Annotated in this window: 14 protein-coding genes; 10 read left to right on the forward strand and 4 right to left on the reverse strand. The window is 67.1% G+C overall.

The window, feature by feature from the left end; translation table 11 throughout:
- Window positions 1-12: 12 nt before the first annotated feature.
- The 10 genes from HALO32_RS03605 to fabB all read left to right on the forward strand — a co-directional run bounded on the left by HALO32_RS03605 (window position 13) and on the right by fabB (window position 9,460).
- A complete protein-coding gene (locus tag HALO32_RS03605) occupies window positions 13-927 on the forward strand; it encodes a MerR family transcriptional regulator (RefSeq protein WP_151442434.1) in 915 nt (304 codons plus the stop codon).
- A 13-nt stretch (window positions 928-940) separates the two neighbouring features.
- Window positions 941-2,359 (forward strand): deoxyribodipyrimidine photo-lyase, encoded by a 1,419-nt coding sequence (gene phrB / locus HALO32_RS03610; protein WP_151442435.1) that lies wholly within the window; start codon window positions 941-943, stop codon window positions 2,357-2,359.
- 27 nt (window positions 2,360-2,386) lie between these two features.
- The gene (locus HALO32_RS03615; RefSeq protein WP_151442436.1) at window positions 2,387-2,821 is read left to right on the forward strand and encodes a nuclear transport factor 2 family protein; all 435 of its coding nucleotides are present in this window, start codon (window positions 2,387-2,389) and stop codon (window positions 2,819-2,821) included.
- A gap of 25 nt (window positions 2,822-2,846) precedes the next feature.
- A complete protein-coding gene (locus tag HALO32_RS03620) occupies window positions 2,847-3,641 on the forward strand; it encodes an SDR family NAD(P)-dependent oxidoreductase (RefSeq protein WP_151442437.1) in 795 nt (264 codons plus the stop codon).
- Window positions 3,638-5,014 (forward strand): NAD(P)/FAD-dependent oxidoreductase, encoded by a 1,377-nt coding sequence (locus HALO32_RS03625; RefSeq protein WP_151442438.1) that lies wholly within the window; start codon window positions 3,638-3,640, stop codon window positions 5,012-5,014. Before HALO32_RS03620 ends, HALO32_RS03625 begins: the two co-directional genes overlap by 4 nt.
- Entirely contained in the window at window positions 5,011-5,790 is a 780-nt protein-coding gene (locus tag HALO32_RS03630; protein ID WP_151442439.1) for a DUF1365 domain-containing protein, read from the forward strand. Before HALO32_RS03625 ends, HALO32_RS03630 begins: the two co-directional genes overlap by 4 nt.
- Window positions 5,791-5,819: 29 nt before the next feature.
- Window positions 5,820-7,055, forward strand: coding sequence for an SAM-dependent methyltransferase (locus HALO32_RS03635; RefSeq protein WP_151442481.1), 1,236 nt, complete (start codon window positions 5,820-5,822; stop codon window positions 7,053-7,055).
- A 5-nt stretch (window positions 7,056-7,060) separates the two neighbouring features.
- Complete coding sequence (locus tag HALO32_RS03640; RefSeq protein ID WP_151442440.1) at window positions 7,061-7,588, forward strand: DUF2878 domain-containing protein; 528 nt, start codon at window positions 7,061-7,063, stop codon at window positions 7,586-7,588.
- 125 nt (window positions 7,589-7,713) lie between these two features.
- Window positions 7,714-8,229: a 3-hydroxyacyl-[acyl-carrier-protein] dehydratase FabA gene (gene fabA / locus HALO32_RS03645; protein ID WP_151442441.1), complete on the forward strand. Its 516-nt coding sequence runs from the start codon at window positions 7,714-7,716 to the stop codon at window positions 8,227-8,229.
- Window positions 8,230-8,242: 13 nt separating this feature from the next.
- On the forward strand, window positions 8,243-9,460 hold the full coding sequence (fabB, locus tag HALO32_RS03650) for a beta-ketoacyl-ACP synthase I (protein WP_151442442.1): 1,218 nt from the start codon (window positions 8,243-8,245) through the stop codon (window positions 9,458-9,460).
- A 70-nt stretch (window positions 9,461-9,530) separates the two neighbouring features.
- Here fabB and HALO32_RS03655 read toward each other — a convergent pair whose 3' ends face one another.
- Genes HALO32_RS03655 through HALO32_RS03670 form a run of 4 tightly spaced genes read right to left on the reverse strand, consistent with a single transcriptional unit; the run spans window position 9,531 to window position 13,219 of the window.
- The gene (locus tag HALO32_RS03655; protein WP_151442443.1) at window positions 9,531-10,289 is read right to left on the reverse strand and encodes a lysophospholipid acyltransferase family protein; all 759 of its coding nucleotides are present in this window, start codon (window positions 10,287-10,289) and stop codon (window positions 9,531-9,533) included.
- Window positions 10,286-11,176 (reverse strand): sugar nucleotide-binding protein, encoded by an 891-nt coding sequence (locus tag HALO32_RS03660; protein ID WP_151442444.1) that lies wholly within the window; start codon window positions 11,174-11,176, stop codon window positions 10,286-10,288. The genes HALO32_RS03655 and HALO32_RS03660 overlap by 4 nt, the downstream gene beginning before the upstream one ends.
- Window positions 11,177-11,200: 24 nt before the next feature.
- Window positions 11,201-11,776 carry a single-stranded DNA-binding protein gene (gene ssb / locus HALO32_RS03665; RefSeq protein WP_151442445.1) on the reverse strand — a complete coding sequence of 192 codons (576 nt, stop codon included), beginning with the start codon at window positions 11,774-11,776 and terminating at the stop codon, window positions 11,201-11,203.
- Window positions 11,777-11,824: 48 nt separating this feature from the next.
- Window positions 11,825-13,219 (reverse strand): MFS transporter, encoded by a 1,395-nt coding sequence (locus tag HALO32_RS03670; protein ID WP_151442446.1) that lies wholly within the window; start codon window positions 13,217-13,219, stop codon window positions 11,825-11,827.
- Window positions 13,220-13,373: the final 154 nt, after the last annotated feature.

Genomic DNA, 13,373 nt, shown 5'->3' on the forward strand with positions numbered 1-13,373 from the left:
GTCGGCACGCTCATGAATGACCAGGCAACCCGCCCGGCCGATACGCCGCTCTACCCGATCCGCGAAGTCTCCCGGCTGACTGGGGTGAACTCCGTCACCCTGCGCGCCTGGGAGCGACGCTACGGTCTGATCAAGCCGCAGCGCACCCCCAAGGGACACCGTCTCTATGCCCGCGAGGACATCGAGCGTGTCGAGCGCATCCTGCAGTGGCTGAATCGTGGCGTACCGGTCAGCCAGGTCCGGGAATTGCTCGATCAGCCGGAGACCGCGGAAACCCCGACACCGGCGGCCGGCGACTGGCCGGGCCAGCGCCGCCTGTTGATCAGCGCCGTACAGGCCCTGGACCTGAGCCGCCTGGAAGAGTTGTTCAACCAGTCGCTGGCACTCTATCCGGTACCCACCTGCCTGGCCGAACTCTGGCAACCGGTCGTCCGTCAACTCGAGGAGAGCTGGGGGGAGCAACTCGGCGACGTACTGCAGCGCCGAACCCTCGAAACCTTTCTGCGGACCCGCATCGGCACCCGGCTACTGCATGCCAACCCGTTGGCCAGAGGCCCGACGCTCCTGGTCATGCCCCTGCCCGATGACCCCGCCCCGCTGTGGGTGTTGCTGACGGCGCTGGCGGCCAGCGACTGCGGCTACCGGGTGCACCTCTTCGACGCCCCGCTGCCCTGCAGTGAACTGCCCTTGGCGGTGGAGCGCTTCCAGGCGAGGGCTATGCTGCTGGCCAGCGGCAAGGCGGAAAAGGCCGAGCTGGTTCGGCGCCAGCTGCCACGCCTGGCCGAGCAGCTCGAGGTGCCGCTGATGGCCTGCGGCCCCATGGCACGCATTCGCGAGGCCGACCTGGAGGGTACTCGCGTGGAGCTGCTGGGCGATGACCTGGGCGAGGCCATGGAAAACCTCCAGGCCCGCCTTCCCGTCCGCTGAACCGGAGCCATCCATGACTCGTCCCGTGATCGTCTGGTTTCGCAGCGACCTGCGCATCCACGACAACACCGCCCTGAGCGCGGCCGCCCGCCAGGGCCCCGTGATCGCCGTCTTCCTGCGCAGCCTCCCCCACTGGCAGCGCCACGGCCACGGCGCCAACAAGCTCGACTTCTGGGGCCGGGGAGTGGCCGCCCTGGGTGACAGCCTGGACGGCCTGGGAATCCCGCTGCTACACCGCGATATCGACGACTTCAGCGAGGCCCCGGCGACCCTGCTGGCCATTGCCCGGGAGACCGCCGCGACCGCCCTGCACTTCAACCGCGAATACCCGGTGGACGAGCTGGCGCGGGATGGCGCGGTGATCGATGCCTTCGACGAGGCGGGCCTCGCCGCCACCGGCCATCATGACGCCGTGGCCTTCGCGCCCGGCGAGTTGCTCACCGGCAAGGGCGACTACTATGGCGTCTTCACGCCCTTCGCCAGGGCCTGGCACCGCCAGCTGACGCCGGAACGGATCGCCCTGCGCGACACCCCGCCGCCTCAGGCACGGCTCGACACCGTCCCCGACCCGCTGCCCGAGCTTCCCGATGTTGACGATACACCCATCGACCGCCGCCAGTGGCCGGCCGGCGAAGGGCCTGCCGCCGACCACCTGGAGCGCTTCCTGCGTTTTCGGGGCCGCCACTATGCTGAGCAGCGCGACTTCCCGGCGGTCCGCGGCACCAGCGAACTCTCGCCCTACCTGGCGCTGGGCATGATCTCCCACCGCCAGTGCCTGCAGGCGGTGATCGCCGAGAACGACGGCGCCCTGGCGGAGGGCGACGCCGGGCTCACGGCCTGGGTCAACGAACTGGTGTGGCGTGAATTCTATCGTCACGTCGCCGTCGGCTTCCCACGGGTCTGTCGTCATCGTGCCTTCCAACGGCACACCGAAGCGCTTGACTGGCGCAATGACGAAGCCGGGTTCGCCGCCTGGTGCGAAGGGCGCACCGGCTACCCCATCGTCGATGCCGCCATGCGCCAACTCGCCGCCACCGGCTGGATGCACAACCGGCTGCGCATGGTCACCGCCATGTTCCTGAGCAAGCACCTGCTGATCGACTGGCGCCGCGGCGAGGCCTTCTTCCTTCGCCACCTGGTGGACGGCGAGTTCTGCGCCAACAACGGGGGTTGGCAGTGGGCCGCCTCCACCGGCACCGATGCCTCACCCTACTTCCGCATCTTCAACCCCACGACCCAATCGACGCGCTTCGACCCTGACGGCCGTTTCCTGGCCGAGTGGCTGCCGGAACTGGCCAAGCTGCCCGCCAAGTCGCGCCATGCCCCCCCGCAGGATCTGTTGGGGGACGTGGACTATCCCGCCCCCATCGTCGACCACCGTGCCGCTCGGGCCCGCGCTCTGGAGGCCTTCAAGGCCCTCAACAGGGACTGATCGGCAACTGATATCGGAGCTCTTGCCATGCGCCAGTTACCCGACCTGGAGGCTTTTTGCGCCTTCTTCAATAAGCTAGACAAAACCTGTACAAAAAAGCTGCACAAGATATATACTGACGACATCGAATTTGTCGATCCGCTGCACCGTATCAAGGGCCGCGAGGCGCTGGAGGGCTATTTCCGCACCCTGTACGACAACGTGACATCGTGCCGATTCACCTTCTACGAGACGCTGCAGCAGCAAGACACGGCATTCATCACCTGGACGATGCACCTGGTGCACCCCCGCCTCGATGGCGGTCGCGTCGTGGACGTCGAAGGCTGTTCGCACCTGCGCTTTGCGCCGGACGGACGCGTCGTCCAGCACCGCGACTACTTCGACGCAGGCGCCCTGCTCTACGAACGATTGCCGGTATTGGGGGGCGCGATACGACTGGTGAAGCGACAACTGGCCCGCTGACGGCCACCGAAAACGGGGAGAAATCATGACCACAGCAAGCGACAGGCAGCGCATCTGGCTGACCGGGGCGACGTCCGGCATTGGCCGCGCCCTGGCCGAACGTCTGCTCGACGATGGGCACCGGGTGGCCCTCAGTGCGCGCAGCGAGTCGGCGCTCGGTGAACTCGCCGCCGGTCGCGACAATGCCCTGCTGCTGCCCCTGGACGTCAGCGACCACCAGGCCGTACAGCGGGCCGGCGAGCGGCTGGGCGAGGCATTCGGCGGCCTGGACCTGGTGATTCTCAATGCCGGGACCTGCGAGTACCTGGACGCCCGCGACTTCGATGTCGACCTCGTCGAGCGGGTCTTCGCCCCGAATTTCTTCGGCGCCGTCTACGGCGTCGAGGCTGCCCTGCCCCTGCTGCGCCGGGCCCGTGCCGAGGGCGGGCGCCCGCTGCTGGCCGCCACCTCGAGCGCGGCGGCCTATCTGCCGCTGCCGCGGGCGGAAGCCTACGGGGCCTCCAAGGCGGCACTGAGCCACTTCCTGGAGTCGCTGCGTCTCGACCTGGATGCTGAAGGCATCGACGTCAGTCTCATTCACCCGGGCTTCGTCAAGACGCCGCTGACCGACCGCAACGACTTCGCCATGCCCATGCGCGTGAGCGTAGATGAAGCCGCCACGGCAATCCTCGACGGCCTCGCCAAGCGCCGCCTGGACATCAATTTCCCGCGGCGCTTCACGCTGCTGGTGCGACTGATGGGCATCCTGCCCCCGCGTCTTCGCCATCGCCTGGGTTTGCGCATGACCCGCCAGGACACCCCATCGGAGAGCCGTTCATGACCGCCTCGTTTACCCCGCCCCATTCGCCGCGCCACGGCGCTTACCGCGCTGGCGGCCAACGTATCGCCGTGATCGGCAGCGGCATCGGTGGCATGGCCGCCGCCTGGTACCTGTCGAGCCACCATGAAGTGACGCTCTTCGAGGCAGCCGACCGCCTGGGCGGGCATACCGCCACCGTGGACGTGGAGCTCGAGGGTGAACAGTACGCGATCGACACGGGCTTTATTGTCTTCAACGACTGGACCTATCCGCACTTCCAGCGGCTGCTGGCGCGGCTGGGCGTGGCCAGCCAGCCCACCGAGATGAGCTTCTCGGTGCACGAGACGGCCCGCGACTTCGAGTACAATGGCCATACCCTGGGGAGCCTGTTCGCCCAGCGGCGCAACCTGCTTCGCCCCAGCTTCCACCGTCTGCTGCGTGACATCCTGTGCTTCAACCGCGAGGCGAGCCAGGCCCTGGATGACGGCCAGCTCGACCCGGCCATGAGGTTGGGCGCCTGGCTGGACGCCAATGGCTTCGGCGACGCCTTCCAGCATCAGTACCTGCTGCCCATGGGCGCGGCGATCTGGTCGGCCAGCATTCGCGACCTGCGCGACTTCCCGCTGCTGTTCTTTGTGCGCTTCTTCCGCCATCACGGCCTGCTGTCGATCAACGACCGCCCCCAGTGGCACACCCTGGTCGGTGGCTCGCGCAGTTACATTCCGGCATTGACCGCGCCCTACGCCGACCGAATCCATCTCTCCACCCCGGTACTCGGCATCCGCCGCCATGCCGACCGGGTCGAGATCCGCACCGCGAGCGGCATCCAGGCCTTCGACCAGGTAGTACTGGCCTGCCACGCCGACCAGGCGCTGGCGATGCTCGACGACCCGGGCGGCGCCGAACGTGAGGTCCTCGGTGCCCTCCCGTATGCCGACAACGAAGTGGTGCTGCACACCGACACCCGCCTGTTGCCCCGGCGCCGTCGAGCCTGGGCAAGCTGGAACTACCGGCTCGATGGACGCGGCGACGACGCCCGGGTCTCGGTGACCTACGACATGAACATCCTGCAGCGGCTTACCGCCCCGCACACCTTCTGCGTGACCCTCAACGACAGCGCCACCATCGACCCCGGCAAGGTGCTGGGTCGCTTCACTTATGCACACCCCCAGTTCACCCTGGCCGGCCAGGCGGCCCAGGCCCGTCACGGCGAGATCTCTGGGCCAGAGCACCGCACGCACTACTGCGGCGCCTACTGGCGCAATGGCTTCCACGAGGACGGTGTCTGGAGCGCCCTGCGGGTGGCCCAGGCCATGGGCTGCGATGAGGACGACGTACGCGACACCTCCATCACCCTGCCCGACGTCGCCGTCGCCGAGGAGCGGGTGGCATGATCCGCTCGCCCCGCTCTCGCATCTATCGTGGCACCCTGCGCCACCGCCGCTTCCTGCCGCGTCCGCATGCCTTCGAGTACCGCATGTGGATGGCCTGGCTCGATCTCGACGAGCTGCCCGAGCTGTTCGACGGCGTGCCCGGCTTCAGCGCCCGGCGCCCGGCCCTGGCACGCTTCCGGCGTGAGGACTACCTGACACCCCACGACCGCCCGCTCAAGCAGGCGGTGCGCGAGGAACTGGAGCGCCAGCTGGGCAATGCCCCGGATGGGCGCATCTGCGTGCTGACGCAGCTGCGTACCCTGGGGCTGGGCTTCAATCCAGTGTCGCTCTATTACGCCTATGATGCCCGCGGCGAGCTGCGCGCCGTGCTCGGCGAGGTGAGCAACACGCCCTGGGGCGAGCGCACCCGCTATGCCTGCGCCGTGTCTCCCGGCCGCCATGGCCATGTGGCCGAGTTCGACAAGGCCATGCACGTCTCGCCCTTCAACCCCATGGACATGACCTACCGCTGGCGCTTCGACACCCCCGGCGAGTCCCTGTCGATGCACATGGAGAACTGGAAGGATGGCGAGCGCCACTTCGATGCCACCCTGAGCCTGCAGGCCCGTCCGGCCAGCCGAGGCGTGCTGCTGGCCACCCTGGCCCGCCAACCCTGGATGAGCCTGAAGACCCTCGCCGGCATCCACTTCCAGGCGCTGCGCCTCTGGCTCAAGCGCATTCCCGTCCATGACCATCCCGGCCAGGACCACCCTTCCCGTGAGGAGAGTTCGTCGTGAATACCCTTCGCTCCGCCACTGCCCGCCCCATGCCCCCCGAGGGTGACCGGCTGACCCGCTGGCTCAAGCCACGGGTACTGGCCCAACTCGACCGCCTGGAGGGCGGCGACATCACCCTGATCGACGGCCATCAGCGCCACCAACTGGGCCAGGGAGGGCCGCTGCGGGCCACCCTGGTGGTACGCCACCATCGGGCCTGGAAGCGCCTGGCCCTGGGTGGCACCGTGGGGGCCGCCGAGTCCTACATGGAGGGAGACTGGGATGCCGATGACCCGGTGGCACTGGTGCGGCTGTTCGCCGCCAATCTGGAGCGGGTCAACGGCGAGATCGAGAATGGCACGGCTCGCTTCGGCCGCTGGCTGCTCGGTGCCCTCTATGGCCTGCAGCGCAACAGCCTGCGCGGTTCGAAGCGCAACATTGCCGCCCACTACGACATCGGCAATACGCTGTTCGCCACCTTCCTCGACCACGACCATCGCATGTACTCCAGCGCGGTCTTCCCGCACGCCGAGGCAAGCCTTGAGGAGGCCTCGACCCACAAGCTCGACCTGATGCTCGAGAAGCTCGATGTCCAGCCCCATCACCACCTGCTGGAGATCGGTACGGGCTGGGGCGGGCTGGCCATCCATGCGGCGAAGACCCGCGGCTGCCGCGTGACCACCACCACCATCTCCGCGGAACAGCACGCCTTCACGGCACGGCGCATCGAGGAGGAAGGACTGGAAGGGCGCATCATCCTGCTTCAGAGCGACTACCGCGAACTCGAGGGCCAGTACGACCGCCTGATCTCGGTGGAGATGATCGAGGCGGTAGGTCACCAGTACCTGGGCACCTACCTGGCGACCCTGGACCGGCTGCTCACCGATGACGGCCAGGCCATGCTGCAGGCGATCACCATCCGCGACCAGCGCTACGAGGCGGCCAAGCGCGAGATGGACTTCATCAAGCGCTACATCTTCCCGGGGGGCTTCCTGCCGTCGCATTACGCCATCCTCGAGGGCCTGACGCGACACACCTCGCTGAACGTCGTCGACCTCGACGAGATCGGCCTGCACTACGCCCGCACCCTGCGCGAGTGGCGCCACCGCTTCGAGTCCAACCTGGAGACCGTGCGTCGACTCGGCTATGACGAGCGCTTCATTCGCATGTGGCGCTACTACCTCTGCTACTGCGAGGGCGGCTTCCTGGAGCGTACCATCGGCACCTGCCAGCTGCTGCTGGCCAAGCCCGGCGCCCGGCCGGCCCCGCTCACCGGCGCGGCATGATCGCGATGGCCAACCGAACCGACAGCCCCGTGAAGATGCTGGTCAACCTGGCCGCCTTCCAGGTCGGCTGGTTCGCCTGCGTGCTGGGCGGCTCGATTGTCGGCCTGCTGGTCACCGCCGTGATCCTCACCCTGCACCTGACCTGCCTGGCCCGCCCCGGCGAGTGGCGCTGGCTGGTGGGTTTCGCCGCACTGGGACTGGTAGTGGACGGGAGCCTGGCGCTGGCCGGCGGCTTCGGCTTCACGGAGGGCATACTCGCCTTCGGCGTGCTCCCGACCTGGCTATGGCTGCTCTGGCCATTGTTCGCCACTCTGGTCCATCATTCGCTGTCATGGCTCTGGCAATACCGCTGGCTGGCCGTGCTCGGCGGCGCGACCAGCGGCCCGCTCTCCTATTACGGCGGCGCCCGCCTCGCCGGCGTCGAGCTCGCCCCCTGGTTGCTTCCCGCCGAGGCGCTGGCCTGGGCGCTGATCTGCCTGGCCCTGAGCCGTCGACTCGGTAGTTCGCTTGTCCTGACCAGAGAGACCCGCTGAGGCCTGACCCTCCTCTCCCGTCCGCGACGTGCATTCATTCTGTCTGGACAGTAGACTAGTGGCAGCCGCCCGGCGGCCCCAGGCCGCTTTCGGCACACAACAATCTCGACTCTCGGAACCATTCAGTGACCAAGCAACACTCCTTTGATCGCGAAGAACTGCTGGCCTGCTCACGCGGCGAGCTGTTCGGTCCGGGCAATGCCCAGTTGCCGGCCCCCAACATGCTGATGCTCGATCGCATCATGCACATCCACGAGGAAGGCGGGGATCATGGCAAGGGCGAGCTGATCGCCGAGCTGGATATCAAACCCGAGCTGTGGTTCTTCGACTGCCACTTCCCCGGCGACCCGGTGATGCCTGGTTGCCTGGGCCTCGATGCCATGTGGCAACTCGTCGGGTTCTACCTCGGCTGGCTCGGTCATCCCGGCCGTGGCCGCGCCCTGGGCTGTGGCGAGGTCAAGTTCAGTGGTCAGATCCTCCCCGACGCCCAGAAGGTCACCTACAGCATCAACATCAAGCGCATCATCACCCGGCGCCTGATCCTGGGCATGGCCGACGGCACCGTATCCGTCGACGGCCGCGACATCTATCAGGCCAACGACCTGCGCGTCGGCCTGTTCACCTCCACCGCGAATTTCTGAACAGGAGGCTCCCATGCGACGAGTGGTAGTCACCGGCCTGGGCATCGTGTCCTGCCTGGGCAATGACGCACAACAGGTACTGGAAGCGCTCAGGAACGGGCGCTCGGGCATTCGCTTCAAGGAAGACTATGCCGAGCGGGGCTTCCGCAGCCAGGTGGCCGGTAGTGTCGACATCGACCTGGATGCCTTGATCGACCGCAAGCTGCGCCGCTTCATGGGCGATGCCGCGGCCTATGCCTACATCTCCATGGCCCAGGCGATCGAGGATGCGGGGCTGGCCCCGGAACAGGTCTCCAGCGAGCGTACCGGGCTGATCGCCGGCTCCGGTGGCGCCTCCAGCGCCAATCAGGTCGAGGCTGCCGACGTGATGCGCGAGAAAGGGCTGCGCCGTGTGGGCCCCTACCGGGTCACCCGCACCATGGGCAGCACCGTCTCGGCCTGCCTGGCGACCCCGTTCCAGATCAAGGGCGTCAACTATTCCATATCTTCCGCCTGCGCTACCTCGGCCCACTGCATCGGCAGTGGCGTGGAGCAGATCCAGATGGGCAAGCAGGACGTGGTCTTCGCCGGCGGCGGCGAGGAGGAGCATTGGACCCTGTCCTGCCTGTTCGATGCCATGGGAGCGCTCTCGACCCACTACAACGACACCCCCGACAAGGCCTCGCGGCCCTATGACCAGGCTCGCGATGGCTTCGTCATCGCCGGCGGTGGCGGCATGCTGGTGCTCGAGGAGCTCGAGCATGCCAAGGCCCGCGGTGCCAAGATCTATGCCGAGGTGACCGGCTACGGTGCCACCTCCGACGGGCACGACATGGTCGCCCCCTCCGGTGAAGGGGCGATGCGCTGCATGCGCCAGGCCATGGCCACCGTCGATGGCAAGATCGACTACATCAATACCCACGGCACCTCCACGCCGGTGGGCGATGTGGCCGAGCTCAAGGCGATCCGCGAGGTCTTCGGCGACTCCACGCCGGCGATGAGCTCCACCAAGTCGCTGACCGGTCACTCCCTGGGGGCTACCGGCGTGCAGGAAGCGGTCTATTCGCTGCTGATGATGGAGAACGACTTTATCGCCGCCTCCGCCAACGTCGATACCCTCGACGAACAGGCCGACGGCTTTGACATCGTGACCCAGCGTCGTGACGACGTGGCGGTCGACCGGGTTCTTTCCAACAGCTTCGGCTTCGGCGGTACCAACGCCTGCCTGGTGCTGGAGAAGTACCGCGACTGATATGTAGCGATTCACCCCCGCCATGCAAGAGGCGCCCCATCGGGGCGCCTCTTGCATGGCGAGAACGACGTCAGGCCAGGGGTTTCTCGACCGGTGGTGCGGCAGCTGCCGGACGTGGCACCTCGGAGATCTCGGCCAGCCGAGCCTCGATCCACGACTCCACCTCGACCATCACCTCCTCGGAAGTACGACCGGCGGTCTCGATGGGCTCACCCACCTCCAGTGACAGGCGCCCGGGGCGCTTGACCCAGTGACGTCCCGGCCAACGCTCCCCGGCATTGTGGGCCACCGGCACCACCGGCACGCCGGCGCGACAGGCGATCACCGCACCACTCTTGTTGTAGCGCTGCCGGCTTCCCGGCGCCACCCGAGTTCCCTCGGGGAAGATCAGCACCGAGAGACCCTCCTCGAGCCGGGTCTTGCCCTGGGTGAGCACCTGCTTCATCGCCCGAGCGGGCTTGCTACGATCCAGGGCGATGGGATGCAGCAGCCGTAGCCCCCAGCCGAAGATCGGGATGTTCAGCAACTCGCGCTTGAGCACCGTGCATACCGGCGGATGCAGCAGTTGCAGGTAGACGGTCTCCCACTCGGACTGGTGATTGGCGAGGAGGACGCAGGGACCATCCGGCAGGCGTTCATGGCCGTGGAAGTCATAGCGCACCCCACAGGCCAGACGGAACCAGGCGATAATGAAATGGTTGTAGAGGTTGAGCAGGCGATAGCGAGAGCGCAGCGGCAGAAAGGGCGCTGGGGGCAGAAAAAGCACACCACAGACCAACATGGCCAGGAAGTAGCCGGCATAGAAGATCAGGCTTCGGATCACGTTCATCGAGACATCGACTCCTCTTGGGCCTCGCCGTCATCCCTGGCCATGCACCAGGTGTCCAACATGCGACCGACCTCCAGGCGCCAGGGCTTCTGGTGGACGCCGAACACGTCCAGTACCCGCCGGCAATTCAGCACACGACGCAGCGGCTGGTCGTGATGATGGCTCAGCGCCTTGACGCTACCCAGTGTAACCTGTTCGCCACGCCCCTCTAGCCGTGTAGCAAGCTGGGTGCGCACCATGGAGACGAAGGTATAGGCGCTCACCGGCTCGGGACCGGCCAGATGGTAGCTGCCCCAGGATTCGGCACCGCAGTGCTGCTGCTGGAGCATGCCGATCAGCGCCATGGCCACGGCATCCGCCGACGTTGGGCAGAAGATCACGTCGGACTCTGCCCGCACCTCGCCACCATCCGTCAAGGTGTCGAGCAGCTCGCCCAGCCAGGCTTGGCTACCGTCCAGGGCGAACAGTGGTCCCAGGCGCACGATCAGGTGCCGGGGGTACTCGGCACGGATTCGGTCGCCGGTACGGATCAGACGCCTCAGGCTCTCGTCGCGGGGTTCCGGGATGACGTGCTCGTCGATGGGAACATCGAGGCCGTCCTCATAGAGCTGGTCGGAGACGCACCATACCAGCGGGATCTCCGCTTCGTGGCAGGCCTCCATGCAAGCCTCGACCGCCTCGGCATGGGCCGTAACGGCGGCCGGCTCGGCCGTGATCGGCCGTAACAGCGGCGGGATCACCAGCGCATCCGGGCGAATTTCCTCGAGAAGCCGCGGCGTGGCCGTAAGACCTGGCTCGATGGTCAACTCGGTGTCGCTGCGACGGTTGGCCTCGCGCGCCAGCGCCAGGCTCAAACAGTGCCCGGCCTCCAGAATCAGCAGCTTCACGACATCTCCTCGGCTGTTCCCTGACTAGAACGGGATCTCGTCATCGAAATCGTCGAAGCTGCCCGGATCCGGGGCGCCGTAGTTGCCGCCCTGCTGCTGGCCACCGCCCTGCTGCGGAGGAGCAGGCTGCGGGGCCGGATGCTGGGGCTGGCCCCCCTGTTGCGGTGCGTTGCCATAGCCGCCCTGCTGCTGACCGCCCTGCTGGGGCTGGCCGCCATACTGGCCGCCCTGCTGACCTCCAGACTGGCCACCACCGTCGCCGCCGCGGGAGTCCAGCATCTGCATGTCGTTGGCAACGATCTCGGTGCTGTACTTGTCCTGGCCGCTCTGGTCCTGCCACTTGCGGGTCTGCAGGCGGCCCTCGATATAGACCTTGCTGCCCTTCTTGAGGTACTGCTGGGCGATCTCGGCGGTCTTGTTGAACAGCACGACCCGGTGCCACTCGGTGCGCTCCTGGCGCTGGCCGCTCTGCTTGTCCATCCAGGTATCGGTGGTAGCCAGGTTGAGGTTGGCAACGGCGGTGCCGGAGGGTGTGAAGCGCACCTCCGGATCCTGGCCGAGGTTGCCGATGAGAATGACCTTGTTGATGCCGCGAGCCATGAGGGACTCCTTGCTGTCGTGAAGTACGTTGTAAGGATCATACGCGGCTCAGGCGCCGCTGTGGTGATTCCTGGAACCGGTAAGGCGGGCCAGGGCCTGCTCGTCGAGGCGCTGCCGGTCCACCTTGAGATAGGCCACGCGCTCTTCGGGAACGACCAGCACATCCTCCACCCCGGCCACCTCGGCGAAACGCGCCATCAGGGTATCCAGCGCATCATCATGCTCGCTGTCGTCGAGCGCCACCACCTCGCTGGTCAGGTGGCGAGGGGGCGTCATGCCGGCCATCACCGCCAGCCAGGCCAGACCCACCAGGCCGCAACCGATGAAGACCGCGGAAAGCCCCCACTGCTGAACCAGGGCGCCACCCAGCACGCCACCCAGGAAGGCGCCCAGGAACTGGCTGGTGGAATAGATGCCCATGGCGGTGCCCTTGGCCCCGGCCGGGGCCAGCTTGCTGAGCATCGATGGCAGGGTGGCCTCGAGCAGATTGAAGGCGATGAAGAACAGCAGCAGCCAGCCGAACAGCGCCGAGAACCCGTCGCCCAGGCCCGCCAGCCCGAACAGACTCAGGGTGATGCCGGTAATGGCCGAAAGGCACATGGCCTTCATGCGGCGACGCTTCTCGGCGATGATCACCAGCGGCACCATGGCCACGAAGGCCAGCAGCATGATGCTCAGATAGGTGAGACCGTGGCGCTCGACAGCGATGCCCGCCTCGAGCAGCCGGAAGGGCACGGCAACGAAGATCGCCATCAGCACCAGGTGCAGGGCAAAGATCGAGGTATCCAGGCGCCAGAGGTCGCCGCGCGTCAGGATACCGCGCAGCTGACCACGGTCGATGCCCACATCCCGGTGGCGCAAGCGACGCGGCGCCGGCGGCACCAGCTTCCACAGCACCGCCAGGCCCAGCACCGCCAGGGCCGCGGTGAACCAGAAGACGCCGGCCAGGCCGAAGCTTGCGGCGAGCCAGGGGCCGAGCACCATGGCCACGGCGAAGGCGACACCGATGGAAAGACCGATGGTGGCCATGGCGGCGGTGCGCACCTGTTCCCGGGTCTGGTCGGCGAGCAGCGCCATGATGGCGGCGGCCACGGCGCCACTACCCTGCAGGCAACGGCCCAGTATCACCCCGCCGATGGAGTCGGCGCCGGCGGCCACCACGCTGCCCAGCAGGAACAGCAGCAGGCCCGCGGCGATCACCGGCTTGCGTCCCAGGCGATCGGAGAGCAGGCCAAAGGGGATCTGCAGCAGCGCCTGGGTGAGACCATAGATTCCCAGCGCCAGGCCGACCAGCAGCGGCGTCGACCCTCTCAGGTCATCGGCATACAGGGCCAGCACCGGCAGCACCATGAACAGGCCCAGCATGCGCGTGGCATAGAGCCCCGCCAGCCCGGTGATGGCGCGGCGCTCGGTAGCTAACAGCAGTCCTGAAACCTTTCGCATGGCGGTTCGAACATCCGTGGGCGGACCGTCGGGTCCGGAGGTGGACCGCATATTCTAGCGGCTCGCCGGGGCGCAGGGAAAGTCGATGGCGGCGCGTGCTTTGCCGCCGATGCGGCCCGCCCCGTATAATCGACCTTTTGCCGCGTCAGGCGAG

The sequence above is a fragment of the Halomonas lysinitropha genome, assembly GCF_902500215.1.
Taxonomy (GTDB): domain Bacteria; phylum Pseudomonadota; class Gammaproteobacteria; order Pseudomonadales; family Halomonadaceae; genus Halomonas; species Halomonas lysinitropha.